Source organism: Salipaludibacillus neizhouensis, assembly GCF_002886185.1.
Lineage (GTDB): Bacteria > Bacillota > Bacilli > Bacillales > Salisediminibacteriaceae > Salipaludibacillus > Salipaludibacillus neizhouensis.
The window spans coordinates 1,062,407-1,085,687 of the sequence record NZ_KZ614146.1 but is presented as its reverse complement, the minus strand read 5'-3'; the positions used below and the strand labels follow the sequence as shown (position 1 = coordinate 1,085,687).

General features: G+C 37.2%; 19 protein-coding genes and 2 pseudogenes. 4 read left to right on the top strand and 17 right to left on the bottom strand.

Annotated features, from left to right (window positions below; all coding sequences use genetic code 11):
- Nucleotides 1-20: 20 nt before the first annotated feature.
- On the bottom strand, nucleotides 21-2,477 hold the full coding sequence (locus CEF18_RS05105) for a DUF2339 domain-containing protein (protein WP_223292242.1): 2,457 nt from the start codon (nucleotides 2,475-2,477) through the stop codon (nucleotides 21-23).
- A 274-nt stretch (nucleotides 2,478-2,751) separates the two neighbouring features.
- Complete coding sequence (locus tag CEF18_RS05100; RefSeq protein WP_110935493.1) at nucleotides 2,752-3,663, bottom strand: cupin domain-containing protein; 912 nt, start codon at nucleotides 3,661-3,663, stop codon at nucleotides 2,752-2,754.
- 180 nt (nucleotides 3,664-3,843) lie between these two features.
- On the opposite strand from CEF18_RS05100, the gene CEF18_RS05095 reads away from it, so the two are divergent.
- Nucleotides 3,844-4,137 (top strand): hypothetical protein, encoded by a 294-nt coding sequence (locus tag CEF18_RS05095; protein WP_223292241.1) that lies wholly within the window; start codon nucleotides 3,844-3,846, stop codon nucleotides 4,135-4,137.
- 72 nt (nucleotides 4,138-4,209) lie between these two features.
- On the opposite strand, the gene CEF18_RS25750 is transcribed toward CEF18_RS05095, so the two are convergent.
- From CEF18_RS25750 to pfkA, 10 genes and pseudogenes are all read right to left on the bottom strand, one after another.
- Nucleotides 4,210-4,359, bottom strand: a complete 150-nt coding sequence (locus CEF18_RS25750; RefSeq protein ID WP_183041014.1) for a hypothetical protein — start codon at nucleotides 4,357-4,359, stop codon at nucleotides 4,210-4,212.
- 99 nt (nucleotides 4,360-4,458) lie between these two features.
- Nucleotides 4,459-5,136: an HAD family hydrolase gene (locus CEF18_RS05090; RefSeq protein WP_110935492.1), complete on the bottom strand. Its 678-nt coding sequence runs from the start codon at nucleotides 5,134-5,136 to the stop codon at nucleotides 4,459-4,461.
- A 268-nt stretch (nucleotides 5,137-5,404) separates the two neighbouring features.
- A complete protein-coding gene (locus CEF18_RS05085) occupies nucleotides 5,405-5,869 on the bottom strand; it encodes an NUDIX hydrolase (protein WP_110935491.1) in 465 nt (154 codons plus the stop codon).
- A 147-nt stretch (nucleotides 5,870-6,016) separates the two neighbouring features.
- Nucleotides 6,017-6,850, bottom strand: a pseudogene (locus CEF18_RS05080) (metallophosphoesterase).
- A 153-nt stretch (nucleotides 6,851-7,003) separates the two neighbouring features.
- Nucleotides 7,004-7,879: an alpha/beta fold hydrolase gene (locus CEF18_RS05075; protein ID WP_110935490.1), complete on the bottom strand. Its 876-nt coding sequence runs from the start codon at nucleotides 7,877-7,879 to the stop codon at nucleotides 7,004-7,006.
- A gap of 103 nt (nucleotides 7,880-7,982) precedes the next feature.
- Nucleotides 7,983-8,805, bottom strand: a pseudogene (locus CEF18_RS05070) (hypothetical protein).
- A gap of 73 nt (nucleotides 8,806-8,878) precedes the next feature.
- Complete coding sequence (locus tag CEF18_RS05065; RefSeq protein WP_110935489.1) at nucleotides 8,879-9,409, bottom strand: 2-thiouracil desulfurase family protein; 531 nt, start codon at nucleotides 9,407-9,409, stop codon at nucleotides 8,879-8,881.
- Nucleotides 9,410-10,010: 601 nt separating this feature from the next.
- Nucleotides 10,011-10,724, bottom strand: coding sequence for a hypothetical protein (locus tag CEF18_RS05060; RefSeq protein ID WP_110935488.1), 714 nt, complete (start codon nucleotides 10,722-10,724; stop codon nucleotides 10,011-10,013).
- A 271-nt stretch (nucleotides 10,725-10,995) separates the two neighbouring features.
- Nucleotides 10,996-11,442, bottom strand: a complete 447-nt coding sequence (locus tag CEF18_RS05055; RefSeq protein WP_223292240.1) for a GNAT family N-acetyltransferase — start codon at nucleotides 11,440-11,442, stop codon at nucleotides 10,996-10,998.
- Between the two features lie 128 nt (nucleotides 11,443-11,570).
- Complete coding sequence (gene pfkA / locus CEF18_RS05050) at nucleotides 11,571-12,536, bottom strand: 6-phosphofructokinase (protein ID WP_220693816.1); 966 nt, start codon at nucleotides 12,534-12,536, stop codon at nucleotides 11,571-11,573.
- Nucleotides 12,537-12,680: 144 nt separating this feature from the next.
- On the opposite strand from pfkA, the gene CEF18_RS05045 reads away from it, so the two are divergent.
- Nucleotides 12,681-13,628: an EamA family transporter gene (locus CEF18_RS05045; protein ID WP_110935487.1), complete on the top strand. Its 948-nt coding sequence runs from the start codon at nucleotides 12,681-12,683 to the stop codon at nucleotides 13,626-13,628.
- A gap of 152 nt (nucleotides 13,629-13,780) precedes the next feature.
- Here the strand turns inward: CEF18_RS05045 and CEF18_RS05040 are convergent, their stop codons facing one another.
- From CEF18_RS05040 to CEF18_RS05030, 3 genes are read right to left on the bottom strand one after another with little or no spacing between them, the layout of a single operon-like run.
- Complete coding sequence (locus CEF18_RS05040; RefSeq protein WP_110935486.1) at nucleotides 13,781-14,854, bottom strand: ABC transporter ATP-binding protein; 1,074 nt, start codon at nucleotides 14,852-14,854, stop codon at nucleotides 13,781-13,783.
- Complete coding sequence (locus CEF18_RS05035; protein WP_223292239.1) at nucleotides 14,851-16,575, bottom strand: ABC transporter permease; 1,725 nt, start codon at nucleotides 16,573-16,575, stop codon at nucleotides 14,851-14,853. The genes CEF18_RS05040 and CEF18_RS05035 overlap by 4 nt, the downstream gene beginning before the upstream one ends.
- Before the next feature lie 9 nt (nucleotides 16,576-16,584).
- Entirely contained in the window at nucleotides 16,585-17,694 is a 1,110-nt protein-coding gene (locus tag CEF18_RS05030) for an ABC transporter substrate-binding protein (protein WP_223292238.1), read from the bottom strand.
- Between the two features lie 407 nt (nucleotides 17,695-18,101).
- On the opposite strand from CEF18_RS05030, the gene CEF18_RS05025 reads away from it, so the two are divergent.
- Nucleotides 18,102-19,130 carry a DUF3231 family protein gene (locus CEF18_RS05025; RefSeq protein WP_110935485.1) on the top strand — a complete coding sequence of 343 codons (1,029 nt, stop codon included), beginning with the start codon at nucleotides 18,102-18,104 and terminating at the stop codon, nucleotides 19,128-19,130.
- A 344-nt stretch (nucleotides 19,131-19,474) separates the two neighbouring features.
- Entirely contained in the window at nucleotides 19,475-20,461 is a 987-nt protein-coding gene (locus tag CEF18_RS05020) for an aldo/keto reductase (RefSeq protein ID WP_110935484.1), read from the top strand.
- A 66-nt stretch (nucleotides 20,462-20,527) separates the two neighbouring features.
- Here the strand turns inward: CEF18_RS05020 and CEF18_RS05015 are convergent, their stop codons facing one another.
- On the bottom strand, nucleotides 20,528-21,442 hold the full coding sequence (locus CEF18_RS05015) for a VanW family protein (RefSeq protein ID WP_223292237.1): 915 nt from the start codon (nucleotides 21,440-21,442) through the stop codon (nucleotides 20,528-20,530).
- Between the two features lie 383 nt (nucleotides 21,443-21,825).
- Complete coding sequence (locus CEF18_RS05010) at nucleotides 21,826-23,262, bottom strand: glycoside hydrolase family 32 protein (protein ID WP_110935483.1); 1,437 nt, start codon at nucleotides 23,260-23,262, stop codon at nucleotides 21,826-21,828.
- Nucleotides 23,263-23,281 lie beyond the last annotated feature (19 nt).

The following is a 23,281-nucleotide window of genomic DNA, read 5'->3' as shown; positions in this document are numbered from 1 at the left end:
CTTTGTTTCTTCACTATATTTTAAGTCGTTTCATTTTTCCTTTGGGCTTGTTCATTTTGTGAACTCGATACTTTTTGATAAATATATGATATTCCTAGCAATACTAAACCGAAGCAGAAATAAGCCTGAATTTTACTCGTTTCCGTCAAAAATCCGAGGTCAAAGAGAAATAACTTCCCCGTTGAGAACAGTGTTAACCCAAGCCCGATACGACGAACATACACATATTTTCTTTTAAAACCGTATAAAATATAACCAACAGCAACTGCTAGGAATATCAAACTTATCACAAAACTAACATCACCTAACTGGAATTGAACATTAAGAAATGCCGCTAAAACCGCAATAAAATAGATGGATAGAATTAGTGGATACAACTCTGCATTTTTATATTGTCCACGGATATAAGCCATTAAAAGATCACGACCTGTCGCATAAATCAAAAAGTTAAATCCAATTAAGATCACCAACGCGATGTAATCGGTAAACGTATTCTGATCGCCACCTAAAGCTGGGATTGTCAACGTCACAAGTAGCCCAACCAAACTTCCAATCACGTATAAAAACAAACAGAAATAACTTACCATTCGATCGTACAAAAGAGGAATTTTCTTGAGAGCATAGCCAAATCCAACCGAAATAAACGAAAATAATAGCCATTGATAAAAAGAAAAGTGCTCATAATAATCAGGTACGTTCTGGTTAAAAACATACGTACTTTCATAAATAACGTATACCCATAGGTTCACAAGCGTAAAATATTTTAAACCTCTAATAAAACGGGCAAATCTATTAAAGAGTTTCGTACTCTCTTTTTTCATCTGATCTAGCACATAATAAACCATCACAATGATTAAACCAGTCATGATAGCAAAATACCTAACATGAAAGAAGTCAATTCTTTGAACATGAAGAACATTCATGTATTGAAGAATTTCAAGTGAAAACGTTGCGACCGTCAATCCAAAAACAGCCCAGCCTGCTTTTTCAAGTAATACTAGCTTGTAACGATTAGCGTAAAGCATGATTACAATACCTTCGATTAACCATCCGATCGCTAACCATTCAATCCCGAACTGAAAAGGAACTACTAAAACAGCAAACGTTATCGATGTACCGTAAAATAGTACCCTTGTTTGCTTTTCGTTCGCCATCCTTTGTTCAACAAATCTCCCTAATCCAAAGTAAATAACGCCGAAACCAATGGCCAATAGTCCTCTGAAATCATCCCAGCCTAAGCCATTAAAAAGATGATAAATGACTGTACAACTTATCGCAGTGTTAAAAGCTAACACTGTCACATCGATCCATTTTAATGAAACTTTATATGTCAACGGATACCCAATCGTTAATACTAAATAGAGCAGGAACGTTAAAATTGTATAAACCATACTAATTCCACTGTTTGCGGAAAGTGCAATCAAAATGAAAAATGATGGAATGTTTAATAGAAAGCTAATATAGTGTACGAGGTTCCACTGTTTTTGAAAGGAGATCCATAAAATTGATCCGCTCAGTATAAGCAAATAAGCCATCGCTGCCGTTACCGCATATCCTTCTAAACCGAAAGAAAACAAGTACGAGTAAAACGGAATATATCCGCCTACTAATCCAAATGTACAAATTGTTTTCGATTCATAACGAAGCGAAAGAATCACAGCAGTAACCGTAATTAACATCGAGATTAACAAAGCAACTGTGAGTCCAATAATCTCTAATAAAAAATAACTAAAGAAAACGGATCCATATAATACGGCTATCCCTCCTCCGATAACACCGAGCGAAAAAGTCTGTCTGTCCTTTCGATACAAGCTTTCTCCGCCAATGAGCATAAGGATACCGAGAACGGAAAACATGCCACCTTTTAGGTAATCATTGAACCAGGTGGTATAGGAATACCTGAAGGCCGCCGCCACACCAAAAATAATTAAAAGTATGCCTAGCTTATTGATTACGTTTAACCCTATTTTCATTTCAAGGCGGTTTTGCTTCATTCGCTTTTGAATGACATCCTCCGACACGTCTTCTTTACCCAACTGTTCATAAGTACCTGAAAAAGAATGCAATAAATTCTGCTCTTCTTTGGCAAGCAAGGCCTGTTCCTTTAGAATCATGTCTTCAACTTCGTTTGATAAGTCCTGTAATTTTAGCTTCATTGATTCTTCGTCATCGCGAAGCAACTTTGTGATGCGTTCTTTTAACTTTTCAATTTCTGTTTTTGATACCTTTTCAAAATCGGATAATTGATCACGCGTAGGTTCTATCTTCGTACCGAAATACGTATGTAATTTTTCCTTTGAGACTTTTAAAATATTTGTTTTTTCATCTAGTATTTGATCATGCAGTGCAGTCCGTAATTTTTCATTTTCTGAAAGGACATCACTGGATTCATATTCTTTAACAACAACATCAAACTCACTAGCAAGGTTTTCCCGCTTTGCTTTTAGTTTTCTTAATCTTTCTTTGATATCGTTCATTCTTTCACCTCACCATTCTGGTATTCTATTAGAAACGAAACGATAAAGCACAAGTTCTTTTTATTTTAACATATTCTTCCATCACTTTGGCTCTCAGACAGAAAAAAACGACCTGTATTTCACAGCTCGTGTTCGCATAATATTGTCGTTGAGAGTAATTTCCTTCCTATGAAAAAATGTTCCTTCTCGTTTTTCAGGTAAATAAATAAGGATAGGGAAAAGTTAGTTAGCTTCAACTTTTTCCTATCCTCACCTTGTTTTTTATCTGGATCAATTAATGATCCTGGCTTTCTTCCGCAGCCATGGCATCAGCTTTCGTTTCATGAACCGTTCCATGTGGATGTTCAGGAGGCGCATAAATCGAGTAAAGTTTAATTGGTTGATTACCCGTATTCGTTAGGTTGTGCCATTTTCCAGCAGGTACCATAATCGCGTAGTCTGCATAGGCTCTTTCTTGAAAATCCAACTGGTCTTGGCTATCCCCCATTTGTACGATTCCTTGCCCTTCCTGGATCCGGATAAATTGATCGAGGTTTGGATGAAGTTCTAAACCAATGTCATCGCCAACATCGATACTCATTAAGGTTACTTGCAAATGATCCCCCGTCCATAAAGCAGTGCGGAAAGTGTTGTTCTGCGTTGTAACCTCTTCTATGTCAATGACAAGTGGTTCTGTACCATAATCATTTAATCGATCTGCCGCTTCATCATTTAAAGACATCATCCGCGTCGCATTCGCTTCTTCCCCATGCAATACCCCTAAAAATACATTTTGAACGTGAGGATTCTGCGTTAGTAAACTGCTTTTCTGATAGTCATCAAACCCCTCTAATTCTGCTTCATAAGCCTTTCGTAAACCATCTTCATAACTATGAAATGGAATATTTTCAACCTGATACTCGGGCTGCCTTCCAGTAACATTCGTATAAAGATTAGTAAGTTGGGCCACATGAACTTTTTTCAAATCTAACGCTTGAAGAATCTCATTCCTGTGCATTTGATTTGGTGCCGTATTTACTAATCGTGTATAGAAATCAAAAGCATTAGCTTCTCTTTTTACCCCAGCAAGAATTGCTTCCGTTACTTTTTCATTTAATCCTTGACTATTTCTTAACATATCGTCTGAGTTATAATTTGGCGGATTAACGTAATAAGGATATGGATACGAGTTATGGCCATAATTCATGTTCTCATCATTCCCTTCATCGTTTCTAAAAACATCATATGCCTATGCTCCGAGAAGGTACGTTATATCATCCTATCTTATAAAACTAGAATTGGGGGTGTTACGTAAATTAATTAGGCACACTACGTAGTAAATTCAAACATAGGTTAATGTGTATTTACGAAAAAAGGAGCTGGTTTTATGCATCATTATAATAATTATCCATCTTCACCTAACCCACACTATGGAAATCTAGTACAACATTCTTATCACAATCCACAGCCATACCCCGCCCAGCAAATACAACAGTTAAAACAACATACTTTGTCCATGGTAGAACCTTTTGTTCAATACGGCCTTCAAGAAGCTCAAGTTACATCACATCTCCATGCCATGAGGGAAGTGGCTGCCATCAGTTATTTAATAGGAAAAGGCTATGATCCCCAAACCGCTTACCTGACAGTAGAATCTTGGGAAGTAAATGAGGTATTTTAACAATAGTAATAGAACATTATAAAGGCAAAGAACCATTGTTCTCTGCCTTTACATTTATGTGATTGTTCCCACTTATTTTTCGTTATCCTTTTTATGTCTATCTGGATTATCTAACTTCGGTTTTTCATGAAGTTTGATGATATCTTGATTCATTTGTAAAGTAGAAGAAGGCAAATTATTATTTAATGCAGCTTCTTCGTTTAGTTTTTCTTCTTTCGCCATGTGAATTTCCCCTCCAATACAATTCAGGATAATTGATTCACTTATTGTGTCCTGTCTTGTTTATTTGATGTATTAATTATGTAACTATCATGGTAGTTATTACTCCACATTTTGACTACTTAATCTACTTACAATAAAGGGGATATCCTTTAAATCACTCACTATAAAATCTGCTTTAACATTATCCCATTGATCACTTTGTTTCCATATGCTTTTCATACCAGCATTTCGAGCAGCTTTTACATCATTTATCGGGTGATCACCAATATAAACAGATTCTTTAGGCCGGACCTTAAGTTGACTTAGTACCTTATTAAAAATTTGAGGTTCAGGCTTTTTCATACCTTCCCATTCCGATATAAGAATTGTGTCAAAGTATTTTTCGATACCTAAAGCTTTAATATTGTCCATTTGAAACTGTCCTTTTCCATTGGTAATCATTCCGAGGCTAAGGTGTTTATTTTTCAATTCTTTAATCATGCTCACGAGATTAGAAAAAGGGACACAACTATGTTGAAATTGATTAATATAGTCTTGAAGGAATTCTTCCCAAGTCATCCCTACAATATTAAATTCATCGACTAAATGTTTGTAGACCTTATCCTTCCAGACATAACCTCTATGATCAAGTTCTATGAACCTATTTATGTATTTATTTTTTGGGATATGTTTTAACCATTTATTAAGTCGCTCATATTGTTTATCAATAAAAACCCTTACAGACGCATCTCTGTTTAGCAAAGTTCCATCTAAATCGAATACAACAGCCTTAATCATATTACCCACTCTCCTTCAGGTCATAACAGTACACCGGGACGGTTCTCTGCTTCCTTTTTAACTCTAAATTCCTCTTTTAGTTATTAAGATATTATTTAAGCATCATGTTCTTCCACACTTAGACTTAAATAATCTATACAGGACATATCCAATGCCTCCGACAATTGCTGCAATGAGTAGTGGTAATAATATATTTAACGACATTTCATCCCCCCTTTTCTGTGATTCTTGCTTAGAAAATGATTGATTGCAAACATAAAACCCACGATTACCATCTATGTTTATTTCTTTGTATTAAATGTTTGCCAATAATTAATTTTGCTCTTTTATCTAAGATAGAAGGTAATTCACTCAAAGAAAAATATTTTAATTCTATACTTTCGCCATCCATGCTTAATTCCCCATATGTATTTTTCGCATAGTAAACACAAATTACGTTAAATACTTCATCGCCATTAGGATATTTAAAATACAATTCTTCACCTGACAATGTATCCATAAACTCAAATCCAATTGCTTTCAATCCTGTTTCCTCAAACAGTTCTCGTTCAGCAGTTTGTTCTAAACTTTCACCAAGTTCCATCGCTCCACCTGGTAACCCCCATTCTTTTGTATCCGACCTATGTTGAAGTAAAATCTCTTTCTTTTCATTTAAAACAATAATTGTTGAACCAACTAAAATAAGTGGTCTATTGCCTACAATATTTCTTATATCTCTTGTGTAATCTGCCATACCATTTCCCCTCCACCTTAGTGATTAAAATTTCAAATCCTACTATATCCCTGCATAAATCCATCTATATATTTACCATCAAATTTGGTAGTCCAAGGGTTGGGCTCAATAGATTCATAGAATTTCTGAATAACACATTTAAACGAATTATTTAACAGCATTCAAAGTCACTGCAACAATTTCTGGCCGATTAAAAATCCTTAACGGAATAATGCTATTTCCGAGTCCTCTATTTACAATCATAGTCGTATCATCTGCATTGTATTTCCCAGAAGTGTACGTTGGAAAAAAGCCTTGGTTTGGAGCAACTAAGCCACCCACGAATGGCATTCTAACTTGTCCACCATGTACATGACCTGAGAAAACAACATCAAATTCATATTCTCAATAAATGGAGAACATTTCAGGTCTGTGTGATAAAAGAATTTCAAAATTATTTCCTTTTTCAACTTCTTCTATTGCATCCTCAATATTTTCTTTCAATATGGTTCGTTCTCCATCGGAATTTACCACTTCAGCTGGGTCATCTATTCCTACAAGGTGTATATTATCAGTGCCATTGGTAATTATCTTTGCTGTGTTTCTCATGACATGTACACCTATGTCGTTAAGCTTATCTTCTAATGAATTGAATTCCCCCGACCACCATTCATGATTTCCTGTCACATAATAAACTGGAGCAATTTGAACTAATTTATCCATTAACAAAAAACTAGGTTCCTCATCATATCTGTCTGCGTCAACTAAATCACCCGTACATACGATCAAATTTGGCGATACTTTCTTCACTCTGTTAACTAAATCACTTTGATCATTTCCAAAAGACTTGCTGTGCAGATCAGATAATTGAACTATTTTATAATCATTAAAGCTTTGTGGAAGTGTATCAGAACTAATACTGTATTCAGTTGTAACAATGGCATTGTTTTGAAAATAAAAAAAAAAATGGATAAAACAATCCCCATGAAAAGGAATAACCATCTCCTTTTAGATTTATTCTTCAATTTTTGCCTCCTCTATATTTCCCTATAAGATTACAGAATCTATAACAACGCCAGAGATTAACTAAACTCTCCTAGTATCTTCACAACCGCTGTTTATGCGATCGCTCGTTTGTGATCAAAACTTCATATTTTAGTAATTGATTTTAAAAAATTCCATAATCTCATTATTAATTTTTGTTAAGGATTCTTCAGATGGGAAATGTCCTATATCGTAGCTTTTAAAAGCCGTTAAATTAGGGATAATTTCTTCAGCAGCTTTCTTCACTTTATTTTCAGGAAAGAAAATATCTTTTTTCCCTGCTATGATTAAAGTAGGTGATTTAAAATTGGTTAACTCACTCATCTCAGTTAATTTGGGCATTTCTTGTTCAAGTTTTATGAATTTGAAGATATCACCAATAATTTGTTTATCCAATTCTTTCATGCTATGATCCGACATATTGCCGGCGAGTTTATTCAAATGTTTTTCTGATGAAGTGATTCTATATATGACCAAAGGTAGTAGAATGTCTTTCATCATTTTAATTTTAGAACCTAACTTTATTCCTGCTGGAGATACTAAAACTGCGCAATCAATTTTTTCTGGCATAAAGGCTGCCAACCGTAAGATAATTCCAGCACCGTAAGATGGACCTATGCATGCACTGTGTTCAATATTAAAATAGTTCATTAATTCTTTTATCCATTGAGCAAAACTTTCATCCTTTGCAGAAATTCTATTTTCGTCGCTAAATCCCGGGTGACCAATCGTATCAGGTGCATAAATCCTAAATTTTTCTGCTAAAAGTGAAAACCATGATAACGTCATTGGATTGATACAATTGCCACCTTGGAAGATAAAAATAGGTTTTCCATCTGTTGGACCCGCTACAAGAACATGCGTTTTTCCAAAGCTTGTATCCACATAAACTCGTTCAATATCAAACTCCAATGATTTTAAGTACTCTTCATAGTGTTGGATGATTATTTGTTTTCCTTTTTCACTTTTATAAATAGTTTCCCCCATGATAGCACTCCAATCCAAACAAAGGGACGGTTCTCTGCTTCCCTTTTAATATTTTACTTAACTGTTAGTAATAACAAATGTTTTGGATAATATTTGTAAAATGCTAAGTATTAAATAGCGTTCCGTTTAAGGCTTCCATATACCTCTTGGCAGATTTTTGTACGGAGTTATGCGCATCATCCCTAACAATATTATGAAAGGCATTGTATAATCGATCAAATTTCATTTTTTCAACTGACTGAGCAATTTCTTCTACTTTTGATGCAGGTAATGGTATGAGATTAGGATAGCTATACATAAAACTAACCCAGTTGTGATCAGCAACTACTTGAATCACATCTCCTGTTAGTAAAACCCCTTTATTGTCATTACCGTCTTTCCATTCTAAGACAGAACCACCTTTAAAATGTCCACCTAAACGATGAAGTACAATCTCGTTTTGTAGTTCAAGGGATTCTCCTGACCAATAAACAATCTGATCACTTGGCCTCATTACCCATTCTTTGTCATCCTCATGAATGTAGACCGGAACATTAAATTTCTCGGCCCATTCAACTTGACTTGCATAATAATGAGGATGAGATATAGCAATAGCATCAATCCCTCCCAACTCATTTATCTCCTTAAAGCTATGGTCATCTATTAAAGCAATACAATCCCAAACGATATTAAACCCTTCCGTTTGAATAAAATAAGCTGTTTGGCCAATTCCAAATTTAGGTTCCGTTTTAAAACTGTATAACCGATCCTCTTCAAATTGGATTTGATTTTTGAAACCAGCATCTATCATTTTTTTCAAAGTCGTCCATGGATGTCCCATTTGGACTTACATATTGTCTTGCTTCCGTACAAATCGTACAATACTCTGGTGTAGTAACTGAGCCTTCATATTGAACACCACAAGTTTCACAAATATAATTATTCATCATCGTTCCTCCCGCTTGATTAAAATCTAAAGTAGCTTACTGTAAAATAATTGTAATCGATCACTGATACAATCTATCCCGATTCTAGGTCTTCGAACGTGCTCTCAGCTATAGTTTTGACCTGCATACATAAGCGTTCCTTTCTAAAAGGTGTACCTTCAGAAAACTCCTCTTCAGAGATTACCTGAATACCGTTTCTTTTAAGTAGCGCAGAAGTAACCCCATTTCCAACAATCTTCTTCCCTGCAAATTCTCCATTATAAATCGTTGAACTCCCACAGGATGGACTATTTTCCTTGAGGACAACAATTTCTGCGTTTATTTCTTTCGCTTTTTCTAATGTGGCATAAGCCCCCTTAATGTATAGATCCGATACATCGTTTCCTGACCGATCGATCACCCTTCCCTTACCAGCTAAAACATCATCACCTTCTCCACCTATTATTTCAGCGGGTTCTCTGGGAGTGGAAAAACCACCAAGTAATTCAGGGCATATAGTAACAGCTTTATTTGCTTCCACTAATTCTTTAATTGTGTTATTTAAACTATGAGTACCGTTATTTCTAATTTGTAATCCTGCTAAACAGGAGCTAACCAGAATCATTAAACCAAAACCCCTCTCTAATCCAATCCAATTTTCTTCTAATTCGACAAATCAAAGTATAATACCTTCTAAATACAGGAAAAAAAGGGTAAACAAGGGTGGATAGCTCTCTACTTCCAAATTAGCAGAATGGAACAGCTCTAAAAACATAAAAACAGCCATCATCAACGTGTTGGTGTTGAGATGACTGTTATTTATGATTCGTTTCAGTTTTAACCGAGAGTTCTTACTTTGTTTTAGTTTTCCTCTCGTGTGTGAAGGGTATACCACACGAAACTGTTAGGAAAGAATTCATCGTTTATTAAACAAGTTAAGAAAATACTTATTTCGGCGTATCAAAAACCTAATCATACTACGGTGAGATTTTGAGAGTTGCATAAGAGAAGGCCTCAATCAAAAGGTCTGGTAAAAACCGTAATTTAAATGATCTTCTCAAACCAAATCAATATCGAATTTGGTTTGCAACTTAGTATGTTTATTGTATGTTTTCTCATAAAATGGGATCTACTTAGATTAAGAGATAGTCACTTTCCATGTTTACACGACATCACCTTCCAAAAAGTAGCGCTCCATACTTTTTTGACCTATTTCATATTCTCCCTTACTCTTCTTCCACTATTTCACTCTGAATTTCCTCTACAATCCACTTTTCTCCGTTGTAAGTTAGTACGTAAATCATAAACCTATGTCCTAATAATTCGTTGTCCCACTCTTGAATCACATGATATTCTTCGTCGTTCACTTTTTCTAGTTCATATGGTTCTGTTTCCTTAAGCCATGTAGGCCCATCCTGCGGGAGGAGAGATACATTGCCATCCTCTTCCTTAAAATAAGCATCTGTATACCAGTTCGCTAAATCATCAGACATGATCGTTTTGAAGTGACTAGTTAACGCTTGTTTTGATTCGAAATCAGGCAGGTTCCCTTCATTCTCTTTCGCTTGATTTTGTATCTCTAAAAAGGTTTCCTTATATTCAGCCATTACTTCTTCAGCATTCGGTTCGGACACACTATCCTCTTCTTCTAAACTTCCTTTATTTTCACTGTTTTCATTCTCTGCTTCCTTTTCCCCTATATCCGTAGTTTCGTTATTTTCGACTGATCCATCCTTGGCTTGACTCTCTTCCTCTGATTCAGGAAGATCATCATTTTGCTCATGTTCATTTGATACTTCATTGGAATCGGTTGTTGAATCTGCCGAGTTATTATCTGTATTTATATCCGTATTGTTTGAATAAAGGATTATAATTAAAAGTACGACAGCTGCACTGATGATTCCCACCGCTAGCTTTTTTAAATTGGTTCCTTTCATCATTTTCGTTCAACCGCCTTTCTACTTAATTTAAAATGCTGCTCACTTATATTATTCCACAATACGTTATTAGAAAAACATGGGGACGGTTCTCTGCTTCAAAACTAGTATCTACCTGTGCAGAGCTTTAAAAAAAAGACACTAAAACAGACCCTTCCCCAAAGAAAGAGCCTGAGTCTGTGACAATAAAATCAATAAAATAAATTACCCTTCTGTTAAAAGTTTCTTCTATAGACTCTATTCATCTGGAAGCAGAGAACCGTCCCACTGTTTCCTATAGATACCGAACCATATGGTGTTCATCAAAATATGTATTATCAAATTTCAAGGCTCTTTCTTCTGTACCAAACACGTTAAATCCTTTAACTGAATATAGTTTTATTGCTGATTCATTTGTTGTAACAACCGATAAATAAATTTGTTCGATTTCCGGTAATTCCTTTGCCTGTTCAATAACTTTTGAGAGCAATGCTTTACCTATGCCGCTACCTCGTTTTTGTGGAGTTACGTACATCGCTACAACATTCGCTCGATGTCTCATTTTCACTAATTTTTCCTTAACTAACGTAACTACACCGACGAGTTGAGAATCTACAAATGCCCCAAACGTAACAGCATCTAGTGACGAATCAAATCTCTCTTTATACTTTGCTGCGGTTTGATCTTTCTCCTCTTCAAAACTAGATCCGAATGCTTCCGGACTTTGTTGCAGAGCCTCCAACCCTTAACATCAAATAATCCTCAGCGTCTCCTGAACCTAATAATCTAATATTCAAGTATTTTCCTCCTAAAGCAGGGGAAGGTTCTCTGCTTCCTAAGAGGAAGCAGAGAACCTTCCCCATGTTTTGATCAAACCAGGTCTTCAAATACTTTGTACAAATTTTGATTTAACTCGTCTTCACTTGCAAAGATTTCTTCAAAGGAATGATAGGTGATCTCGTTTTTTTCTATTCCTAACGCTACACCGTAGATGTCTTTTTCAACTAGTTCAATCACTTTATGCCCCATACGACTAGTAAATACACGGTCAAAAGCTGATGGTGTTCCACCTCTCTGGATGTGTCCTAACACCGTAGCCCTTGTATCCAATCCACTATATTCATTTATTTGATGAGCAATATCCTCAGCCTTGCCAACACCTTCTGCCACCATCACAATACTATGCGTTTTGCCGCGTTCAAAGCCATCTTTTAGTTTTGCAGATATTTTCTGAATATCAGCTGGTATTTCAGGAACTAAAATCGCATCCACACCACTAGCGATCCCAGCATGAAGAGCGATATCTCCGCAGTCTCTTCCCATGACTTCAATAACACTTACACGTTCATGACTACTCATTGTATCTCTTAAATTCCCAATGGCCTCTGTGACTACATTTAATGTCGTATCGAATCCAATGGTATAGTCCGTTAATGGGATATCATTATCAATGGTTCCGGGCAGACCATATGTTTTAATACCTTGCTTATTAAGCTCAGCTGCACCACGATAACTGCCATCCCCGCCAATTACGACAAGGTATTCGATACCCGCTTCTTTTAAATTATTTACAGCTTTCGTTTGTCCCTCTTCTGTTCTAAATTCCTCCGAACGAGCAGAACGGAGAAACGTACCGCCGCGATAAAGGATATCCCCCACATCTTTGGATTCCAGTATCGTAAAGTCTTTCTCCATAAGGCCATCGTACCCTCTTCTAATCCCAACCATTTCAAATCCACTGGCAATTCCAGTTCTGACAATCGAGCGGATCGCACTATTCATACCTTGTGAATCTCCACCAGACGTTAACACTCCAATTTTTTTCAAAGAAAACATTCCTCTCATTTTATCATTAATTATTCCTATTATAGATGAAATACCCCGAGAAGCAAAAAAGGAAGCAGAGAACCGTCCCCTGCTTTCCATAAATTGATTTTTCACTTATTATAAGACTATTGCTATATTAAAGGGCGGATAACTATGAATATACCAAATAGAAAAACTGGCTTTTTTCTCGTGATCACGGGAGCTTCATTTTGGGGAGTGGGTGGCACAGTTGCACAAAAACTTTTTCAGGAATACGCCATCGATGTCAATTGGCTGGTGACAACACGATTACTCATTGCTGGATTGTTACTTTTAACCATACAATTTTTTAAAAAAGACCGTTCTCAAGTACTCGGTGTCTGGAAAAACTGGAAGGTAGCGATGCAATTAGTTATTTTCGGGATATTTGGCATGCTCGCAGTACAGTACACTTATATGGCTTCCATTAATCATGGTAATGCTGCCGTTGCAACATTGCTGCAATATTTGGCACCTGCAATGCTGATTGTATATTTACTTTTACGCAAACAAACTATGTTAACAAGACTGGATGTCGTAACGGTTTCTCTAGCTTTATTAGGTTGTTTTTTCTTGTTAACAAATGGGTCGCTATCTCAATTATCTGTCCCGGCGCCCGCAATCGTTTGGGGTATTTTATCTGCAGTAGCATTAGCATTTTATACGTTATATGCCTTGCCGCTTCTAAAACAATATGATTCCCTGGTCATCGTTGGCTGGGCGATGGTCATTGGAGGTTTTGCCTTGAGTTTTATCCACCAACCGTGGCAAGTGGACATTACGAACCTAACCGTAGAAGCCTCTTTATACATTCTATTTGTTATCGTCTTTGGAACGATGATTGCATTCTGGTTTTATATTGAAAGTTTACAAAGTCTTTCGCCTAAAGAAACAAGCCTTTTAGGCAGTTTAGAGCCCCTAGCAGCTGTTTTAACTACAGTCTTCTGGTTAAGAGAACCATTTGGAACCATCCAATGGATAGGCACAGCTTGCATTATAGGAATGATATTGATTTTGGCTTTGAATAAAAGTTCTTCTTCAAAAACCAGCAAATCTAATAAAAAGCCCCTCAGAGTCAGTTAGTCTTCTGATTCTGGAGGCTTAAAGTAATATAAATTATCGAAAAATCCACCAAACTCTTCATGTGTCGTACATGAAAAACCATGCGGAATTATTCTTTATAAAGGTTAAATCTTCAGGTAAATCAAAGCTAACCAATCGTTCACATATTTTACCTACCGGGCAGTTGTTGATGTGACCGAAACAACTTTGGTTCCTGTTTTTTGTATAGATACTTTATCACCAATTTCATATCGCTCGGATATGGGAGTGATCATATTCACCGTCAGACCGGTTTGATCCGTAGCCGAATAATGAATTTCTCTTCCTTGATAAAGTGCGTTATTAATCACAACTTGAATGCCACTAAATTTTTTACTCATGATCCATTCATCAGGACGCACCGGATACGTTCCGTTTTCCTTAAAAGCTGATGCTATACATTTTCCATCCCATTCATTATCTGGTGCTGCATCAGGATAAAATACTGATCCCTCCCAGCTACCTGGTATAAGTATTGCCTTGCTAACAAAACTTGCGACAAAACTCGTATTAGGTCTTAGATAAATGTCCTCCGGCGTTCCGATTTGCTCAATAGCTCCATCTTTCATAATCACCATTCTATCAGCCATGGCTAATGCCTCACCCTGATCGTGAGTCACATATAAAATCGTACTTTTTGTTTTTCGATGTAAAATTTGAATCTCCTTTCGCATTTCTTCCCTAAGTTCCGCATCCAAACTACTTAAAGGCTCATCCATTAATAACAGAGAAGGTTCGTGAGCAATGGCTCGGGCGAGAGCCACTCGCTGTTTTTGTCCACCAGAAAGTTCGTTCGGCCTCCGTTCACTAAGATCACTAAGACCGACAAGCTTGAGAACCGTTTCCATGCGCTTTTTACGATTACTTTTAATCCTATCTGGTGTAGATGAATGGTGGATAATTGGAAATTCCACTTGATCATATATCTTCATATGAGGCCAGAGTGCAAAGGATTGAAAAACCATGCCAATATTTCTTAGTTCTGGTGGTTTCACATGATTCTCATTGCCAACAAGATTATTATCAATATAAATACTTCCCGCTGTTGGTTCTTCGAACCCCGCAATCAGTCGTAATAATGTCGTTTTACCGCACCCTGATGGACCTAGAATAGCAATAAATTCTCCTTCTTCAATTGACACAGAAACAGATTTCAGTGCCTCAAAATCCCCGAAGACTTTTCTCACGTTCTCAACCTTGGTTGTCATGGTTCCGTCACCCTCTTTTTCCACATTTGTTGAAAGATATAAAATACCGCCATCCCTAATAGTATTCCTAATACAATCACTGTTGAAAACGCTGTGGAATAAGTTGTGTACCCAGCCTGTTCAAAATTAAAAATAACCACCCCAATTGTTTCAGAGCCACTCGACCATAGAAGTGAGGACACTGTTAGCTCTGTCAGAGAGGTTAAAAAAACTAATAAAGCTCCACTTAATAAGCTTGGTAGCATAAGTGGAAGTAAAATTCGCTTCCACTTACTTGTAGCCTTTGCCCCAAAAACTTGAGCTGCCTCTTCCATAGATGGATCGATCTGACTCATCGCTGTGATACTACCCCTCACTTGCAAAATCATGAATCTAGTGATGTAGGCAATTAATAATATAAAAATTGTTCCATAGATTCCTGGATTCCAACCGGGAATCGGCTGTAACCACATGAAGATCATCGCTAAGGCTAAAACCATTCCTGGCAATGCATACGGCAATCCGATAAAAATTTCTAGTATCCGTGTCAAATTATTTGGTTTCCGCGTTCTCATATAAGCGAAAGTCGTACCGACAATGATGCAAACAATGGCGGTCACAGTAGCGAGTACAAAACTATTCAGGATCGCCCCTAGTACGCGATCATTTTCAAAAAGAACAAACGAATAATGAGAAAACGTTAAATGCTCTAATTTAAATGGTAAACCATACGTTTTTATCAGCGATGACCTCATCATTGAAATGACTGGGACGATTGTGACAAACAGTAAAAAACTCCATAAACTGATTTCCAACACTGTTTTAAAGCGTCCTAAAGAGTAGCGGGGTGAATGATCTTCTTGTACTGTTTCTAATCGTTTAGATTTTCGAACAAAAAGCCATTGTATCAAAGTCCCGCCTAGTGCTATTAGACCTAATATCACAGACAAAGTTGCTGCTCTAGAAAAAGCAGAGGGGCCGAAACCAACCACCTCTTGATAGATAGCTGTGCTAAGGACAGGTATATTAGCAGGAATACCAAGAAAAGCGGGAATTCCAAAGTTATCCAGATTTGCAATAAACGCAATCAAACCTCCACTAGCAAGCCCCGGAAGAGCAAGCGGCATTGTAATTCGCAGGAAAACCTGCCTGCGTTTTGCTCCACTTGACCGTGCTATCCACTCGAGGTCTCTTGGTATTCTTCGCAAAACTCCAACCGTGAACAGATAGACAAGAGGAAAGTGAGAAAGCCCAAGTACAAATATCATTCCTCCCATAGAATACATGTTGATCGGTTCAAATTGAAAAGGCATCCAGTCTAGTATCGAAGCAACTGGACCGTTCCGACTCATCAATTGTGTCCATGATAATGTCACAATATAGGATGGAACGATAAACGGAATCAGTATGAAAAGTTGCATCAAGAGCTTTCCTCTAATGTCACTGTATGCGATTATCCATGCAAACATCATACCGAGAGCCACAGAAATCGCTGTTGAACCGAGAACCATCCATACCGTATTTTCTAACATGTACCAAGTACGCCCTTCACCTAATACATCGACATAGGTAGCTAGTGTGACTTGCCCATCTTGGATCAAACTAAGGATAAACAAGCGAATGATTGGAATTACAAAGAAAAAGATGATGACTCCAATAAGTATGTATGTAGTTAGGCGTTGGCGCGTTTTTTTCCCCATAGAAAGGGGAGAAAATTCCCTTTTAAGCTGTAAATTATTCATAACAATCTCTTACTCATCTCCAAAGATGCTACGGAATTGTTCTTTATCTTCTTCGCGTGTTTTCAATAGGTCTGTCAAGTCATTCGATAATACTGTTAACTCATCCACACCTTTAAGTTCTTCTGGTGGGGCAAGTCCTTCCCTAATCGGTGTGTAACCAACGCCAATACTTAGTTTTTGTCCCTCTTCAGAAAGAATAAAATCGACAAATGCTTTTGCCGCTGCTTCGTTATCTGTATTTCCCAATATCCCCACCGGCTCAGTGATTACCGGCACACCTTCATCAGGATAAATTAATTCCACAGGCGCACCTTCCAATTTTGAACTCGCAACAATGAAGTCGACTACCATTCCATAGGCCTTTTCGCCACCTGCGACACTTTTTAAAACTGCACCATTTCCTTGGACAACAGTCGCTTCATTGTCATGAAGGTCTTCATAAAATTCCCAACCAAAGTCTTTCGTTCTGCTAAAAACTCCAGCATTATAAGCTGCCGCACCTGAATAAAGTGGACTTGGCATAATTACTTCGTTTAAAGCCTCTTCCGAAGTAAGAGCTGACCAGGATGTTGGCATTTCATCGACCATGTTCGTATTTACAGCCATAATCGTTGACATGATTTTAGTTCCTGAGTACATATTGTCAACATCAACAAATTCATCAGGAATAGCATTCAGTTCAGGTGATTCATAAGATAGAAGCAGACCTTTTTCTTTTAAACCTTCAAAGGTTACCGCATCCGCAACTAATAGAACATCTGCTTGAACTGCTCCTGCCTCTTCCTCAGCAAGCAATTTACTTATCACTTCTTCCGTGCCGGAGCGGAAGATTTCTACATCCACATTTTCGTATTTTGCTTTAAACCCATCAGCAAGGGCTACCGCGTCTGCATCAGGTTGGGATGTGTAAAAAGAAAGAGTCCCACTAATTTCTTCGGGTTCTCCTGTATTTACACTAATTTCCTCTGTAGTTTCGATTTCTTCCGAAGTTTCGTTTTCTTCTGTTATTTCATTAACAGAAGCAGAATTTTCTAACACTTGTTCTTCTACATTATCTGCCCCACAAGCTGGAAGGATCATCATGAGTGAGATAAGAAAAAAAGATATTAAGAATTTCATGTCGTTTTCCTCCTTATATTGTTTAGTTTAACAATGATCGAGCATGGTAAGTTGTTCCCTTACTTCTAGATATCTACCTTTTAAAAAAACCAGGCCACTAATGACCTGGAAATCGAATCTATGTAATGATAAGGGGGGGTAATCACTACATGAAGAAAATGGAACTTGTACTTGGTGTACATTTACATCATAAATCATATTTATTAAGGCAGTTTGTTTGGATTGTAAAGTTTCCGTAAAACTGCATGTTTTGTCATAAAACTGTAGTGGTTAGTTTTGGTATTATTCACTCGTGTTCCATAAAGCTGGCTGATTAAAAAATTTCATTCTTTATCAATATCAGTCTTATAATAGAAATCTGTGAAATCGCACATAATAAAAAAACATGATATTTGGAGGGTGAAAAGATGGATAACATTTCAAATGAACCAAAAGAAACACCTCATCATACAAAGCTTACTGCGCCTGAAATATCTAACCTTTGGACGCAGTATCAGAATGACTCGATGGCAATCTGTATTTACAAACACATGATTAAATTTGTAGAAGATGAATCTATTCTTATCATTTTGAAGTCAGCTATAAAGATAGCTGAAGGACATATTACTGTCATCGAAAAGTTTTTAAAAGAAGAAAAATTCCCGATCCCTCAAGGATTTAACGAGGTAGATTTGAATTTGGCGGCACCGCGATTATTCTCAGACACTATATGCTTAACCTACACTTACATTATGAGTGTTAACGGTTTGGCTGGATATGCAGCAGCTATTACGACGAATATACGAAGAGATATTAGAGATTATTATACTCAATGTCAGAATCAAACGATGGAACTGTTCAATAAATCTTTGGACTTGCTATTGGAAAAAGGCATTGTGTCCCGACCTCCAATCATTAGTCCTCCCACCTCCATTGAGTTTATCGAAAAGAAAGCATTCATTAAAGGATTTTTGGGATCGGAAAGACCATTAAGCTGTATTGAAATCAGCCATATTTTTTGGGATTTGAAAAAAATCCAATTAAGCAGAGCGGTTTCAATGGCATTTGCTCAAGTTGCTCAAGCAGATAAAGTGAAGAAGTTTTTGTGGCGCGGGTCAGAAATGTACAAAAAACATATTGAAATTTTTGAATCAATTTTAGCCATGGAGGATCTTCCCACAGCGAAATCAGATGACGCCGAAATTACCAATTCAATCACTTCACCGTTTTCTGACCGGCTAATGATGTTTCATAAATTACTTTTTGGTTCAACGACTATTGGTTTTTACGGCACGGCTATTGGGACATGTCAGCGCGGAGATTTGTCCATACATTACTCCAGACTCTTATCCGAAATGGGATTATATTCTGCAGACGGACTCAAAATAATGATCGAAAATAAATGGATAGAACAACCCCCATTGACAGAAGACCGAAAAAAATTAGCCAAACAATAGGGACGGTTCTCTGCTTCCTTTTTCTTTTAGCAGTTGAAACTATATGAATGCAAAAAATACCTCAAAGATGGAAAATTATCACAGTGTGGACTATGAACATCCTTTACAATGTTTTAATAACAAACATGTAATTTCTTAAACTGATTTTCCTACTATCACTCCCATGGGACGGATAATTTATAAAGGTAAACCCTACATAGGCCTGCAATTGTTTGTGAGGGCAACCTGAACGTTATTAAATGCAATACGTTTCACAAATCACGAAACAAGACTTGTTTCTTCCTCCGCGTTATACTTGCTATAACATAAATATCCAGAAAAGAATCAGAGGAGGAAATTAAATAATGACAGATACAAGTCTACCATTAAGAAAATTAGGTCATTCAAATTTAAAGATTTCAGCTTTAGGGTTAGGCTGTTGGCAATTTAGCAAAGGCAAAGGCTTAGTTGGCGGCTTTTGGCCGGAAATGAAACAGGAAGACATTGATGCCATCGTTAAGCTAAGTCTTGAAGGTGGGATCAATTGGTTTGATACCGCCGAGGCATATGGTAAAGGGGAATCCGAAACGGCTTTGGCAGAAGCATTAAATAATCTGGAGGTCGAAGAAGAAAAAGCGTTAATCGCAACGAAGTGGTGGCCATTATTACGTGGAGCTGGATCGATAACGATTACGATAGATAAACGAATCAAAGCATTACAAGGAAAAACGATAGACTTATACCAAATTCATCAACCGTTTTCGTTTTCCGGAGTCAAAGCAGAGATGGATGCGATGAATGAACTGTTGGAAAATAATAAAATTAAAAATGTCGGTGTCAGTAATTTTAATGAAGCTAAAATGAGAGAAGCTGATCAAGTTCTTAAATCAGCGGGGTATTCCCTTGCATCAAACCAAGTGAAATATAGCTTGTTAGATCGCAGAATTGAAACGAACGGAGTACTAGATGCGGCAAAGGAATTAGGCATTACGATTATCGCCTATTCTCCATTAGAACAAGGAATTCTTTCCGGCAAATTCCACAAAAACCCTGAAATGATCAAGAACATTAGCGGACCGAGGAAATATAGCAATCTATTTAAAAAATCAGGACTTGAAAAAACGAGACCTTTGATTGATTTACTTGAAAAGTTTGCCGAAAAACATGGTGTTAGCCAGACTCAAATAGCATTGAACTGGTTAATCCATTTCCATGGAGATACCGTTGTTGCGATTCCAGGTGCTTCTAAGCTCCATCATGCCCAGGAAAACATCGGCACTTTACAATTCTCCTTATCAAAAGAAGATATGGACGAAATTGATCTAGTATCTCGTGCTGTCAGCAAATTCTAAGCTTCTCTTAGGCGGTGTAAAAGGATAAATTCCTCCTTTTATACCGCCTCTTATTTTATTAACACATTAGTCATGGATATTTATTTCTTTAGGTAAATGATCTGAAGCAGCCGGAACTTTTCGCGGTTCATAATTAATCACATCAGATGAATGAAGAGAAACAGAGATACTACCTCCATTTTGTTTCGTTCGAATCAATACAGGTTGGTTATAATTGTTTTCAAAACGAAAGTCTGGTCCGTACCAGCTTACTGTAGCATCACGCCCCGGTGGAACATAAGGCACACTCCTACTATGGGAATACCGTTGCACGATTTTTAATCCGGCTTCATCCACCGCATTAAACAATGTTGAGGACAACTGACAAATCCCGCCTCCAACTCCTTCAAATAATTCTCCCTTAACGATAACAGGAGCACGTTTGTATCCTTTTTCAACCGTTCTTTCTCCGACGGCTTCATTAAACGAAAACACCTTATTAGGAAAAACGACATAATCATTTAAAGCATCTGAAGAAAGGGAGATATTGTGCGAGCGGTTTTTATTGTTCGCATTAAAATAAGTGACATACTCCCCAATCTGCTGCACACGAATACCAGCAAGTAACTCGCTGTCCACTTCCGGATATATCTCTATCTCTGTCACTTCGACTTCCGAAGGTCCATCACCAATAAAATACGTCCAAAACTGCTCCATAAACTCCTCTCGATAAAGTCGGTAACCCACCTGTTCAGGAACGATAATTTCCTGTTCATTAATCTTTGCATTAACAGGAGCCCGATAAATTTGCTTATCCAGTTTATCGATAAACTCCAGGTACTTTTCATTATCAATCAACGGTGTACCGAGATAAGGGATCGAAAAATCTTCCCGGTTCACAATGGCTATCGTATGTCCCTCGTGGGTAACCGTTAAACTATCAGGCTGCTCAATCGGCTGAGCCATAAACAACAAAACCACCATCGAAATCTGTGCCAACATCCCAACACCTCCTCTCATGGGTTCATAGGGACGGTTCTCTGCTTCCTAACTTTGCTGTACGCAACTCAAGCTTATTAACGGAACAACACATTCACCAAATACCTATGGAATCAAGTCTTTTTGTTACAATCGCATCGAGTACATTTCGTGAATAGCTCTATCCACACCATTTACAGCCACTCTGATATAGTTCCTCCATCTGACCGTCGCTATCGGCACTAGTTAGCGACAATCACATCCAAACCACTTTTCCCAATGTCACCAAACAATGATTATTATGACACCTAGACCGAGTACTCATTCATTTATTAAGATTCTCAACTATCCATCTGATATTAATCGAAAAAAGTTCCCAATAGAATACAATCTACTGGGACCATTTTTTAAAATATTATGCTGTTTTTCATATCCCACTTCGTTATCTTAAGAGAGAGTTCCCCTTCACAACTAAACAAAACTGAGCTATCCTTGTTATCCGTAAAATACCTGGCGCTAAATACCTCTTGACCACCATTAATAAATATTTCTATTGTGGACACGTCTATAAAAATATTTAAAGAAGAAAGGTCTTCTAAAATACATTCACGAACCTCATCTATTTCAGAATGGTATTTTCTCCTTGTTAACGAAAATATGTTTGTTGATGAATCATAGGATACCTGAATAGCATCCGACACTCTCATATTAAACACTTCGTAATCTTTGCTTAAAATATCTATTACCATTTCGATCGAGTTTCCTGAAATACCATCAAACTCATGAAAATCAGTAGAAATGGATACTTTATTATGCCTGACTTCTTTCGTTCTTAGACACGTCATTTCCTCTACTGGTTTTTGATATAGTTTATCTTCCATTATCGACAATTCTCTAGGGATAGTCATTCCATGTATCCAGCAATTGTCTATCGTAGGATGGTTTTTTTCGTCCTCGTCAGGCATACCCATCCAGGCAACTAATAATCTTTTCCCGTTTGACCCAATAGTTGTCTGAGGAGCATAGAAGTCAAAACCTCTGTCCAACTCTGTAAACGTACCATGACTAAACGTTTGATCCTCATAATTCATTTCTCCAATAAAATAACCAGATTGGAATAAATTGTTATATTTATCCCCTTTGGCTTCAAGCCCTTGTGGAGAGACAATTAAAATATCTTGACCACTAAGTGAAAATAAATCCGGGCATTCCCACATATAGCCAAAATAATCTAAGCCGTTCATGTAGGAACCTGCTATCGGTCCATGATGTTCCCAGTCAGTTAGATTTTCCGAACTAAAGAAAGCAACCATACCCTCTTCCTCTTTCGTTTGAGTACCGACGATCATGTACCAAGTACTTCCTTTTTTCCAAACTTTAGGATCTCTAAAATGCGCAGTATAGTTATCGGGAAGATGGAGAATCGGTCCTTTTTTATCCAATGACATGCCATCTTTTGATGTCGCCATACATTGATACGTTTCTCGTTCGCCCTTTTCATTTTTAACATTTCCTGTGTAGAAGGCAATTAAGTTCCCCTTGTTTTCGATGGCACTGCCAGAATAGCAACCACTGTGATCAAACCAATCTTCAGGTGCTAATACCGAAGTTTCATGGTGCCATTCATACAGATTTCCCGATGTGAAATGTCCCCAATATTTTGTACTATGGTCTGTCTTAAAGGGATTCCATTGATAAAAAACATGGTACTTGCCTTTAAAGTAAATAAACCCATTTGGGTCATTTAATAGTCCTACAGGCGGAGTCATGTGATATTTCGGCCTATATCGATCTTCTTTATTTTCAGTTAAATGTGTCATCGGTTTTTCAAGATCTATATTCATATTAAAACCCTTTCCGTTT

What these genes read in the sequence shown, in the direction of transcription:
- CEF18_RS05045 (WP_110935487.1), top strand. Translation starts at nt 12,681, where the DNA reads ATGAATATACCAAATAGAAAAACTGGCTTTTTTCTCGTGATCACGGGA.
- CEF18_RS05040 (WP_110935486.1), bottom strand. Translation starts at nt 14,854, where the DNA reads ATGACAACCAAGGTTGAGAACGTGAGAAAAGTCTTCGGGGATTTTGAG.
- CEF18_RS25750 (WP_183041014.1), bottom strand. Translation starts at nt 4,359, where the DNA reads ATGGCGAAAGAAGAAAAACTAAACGAAGAAGCTGCATTAAATAATAAT.
- CEF18_RS05095 (WP_223292241.1), top strand. Translation starts at nt 3,844, where the DNA reads ATGCATCATTATAATAATTATCCATCTTCACCTAACCCACACTATGGA.
- CEF18_RS05035 (WP_223292239.1), bottom strand. Translation starts at nt 16,575, where the DNA reads ATGAATAATTTACAGCTTAAAAGGGAATTTTCTCCCCTTTCTATGGGG.
- CEF18_RS05100 (WP_110935493.1), bottom strand. Translation starts at nt 3,663, where the DNA reads ATGAATTATGGCCATAACTCGTATCCATATCCTTATTACGTTAATCCG.
- CEF18_RS05085 (WP_110935491.1), bottom strand. Translation starts at nt 5,869, where the DNA reads ATGGCAGATTACACAAGAGATATAAGAAATATTGTAGGCAATAGACCA.
- CEF18_RS05075 (WP_110935490.1), bottom strand. Translation starts at nt 7,879, where the DNA reads ATGGGGGAAACTATTTATAAAAGTGAAAAAGGAAAACAAATAATCATC.
- CEF18_RS05025 (WP_110935485.1), top strand. Translation starts at nt 18,102, where the DNA reads ATGGATAACATTTCAAATGAACCAAAAGAAACACCTCATCATACAAAG.
- CEF18_RS05060 (WP_110935488.1), bottom strand. Translation starts at nt 10,724, where the DNA reads ATGATGAAAGGAACCAATTTAAAAAAGCTAGCGGTGGGAATCATCAGT.
- CEF18_RS05090 (WP_110935492.1), bottom strand. Translation starts at nt 5,136, where the DNA reads ATGATTAAGGCTGTTGTATTCGATTTAGATGGAACTTTGCTAAACAGA.
- CEF18_RS05030 (WP_223292238.1), bottom strand. Translation starts at nt 17,694, where the DNA reads ATGAAATTCTTAATATCTTTTTTTCTTATCTCACTCATGATGATCCTT.
- CEF18_RS05020 (WP_110935484.1), top strand. Translation starts at nt 19,475, where the DNA reads ATGACAGATACAAGTCTACCATTAAGAAAATTAGGTCATTCAAATTTA.
- pfkA (WP_220693816.1), bottom strand. Translation starts at nt 12,536, where the DNA reads ATGTTTTCTTTGAAAAAAATTGGAGTGTTAACGTCTGGTGGAGATTCA.
- CEF18_RS05105 (WP_223292242.1), bottom strand. Translation starts at nt 2,477, where the DNA reads ATGAACGATATCAAAGAAAGATTAAGAAAACTAAAAGCAAAGCGGGAA.
- CEF18_RS05010 (WP_110935483.1), bottom strand. Translation starts at nt 23,262, where the DNA reads ATGAATATAGATCTTGAAAAACCGATGACACATTTAACTGAAAATAAA.
- CEF18_RS05065 (WP_110935489.1), bottom strand. Translation starts at nt 9,409, where the DNA reads ATGATTCTGGTTAGCTCCTGTTTAGCAGGATTACAAATTAGAAATAAC.
- CEF18_RS05015 (WP_223292237.1), bottom strand. Translation starts at nt 21,442, where the DNA reads ATGTTGGCACAGATTTCGATGGTGGTTTTGTTGTTTATGGCTCAGCCG.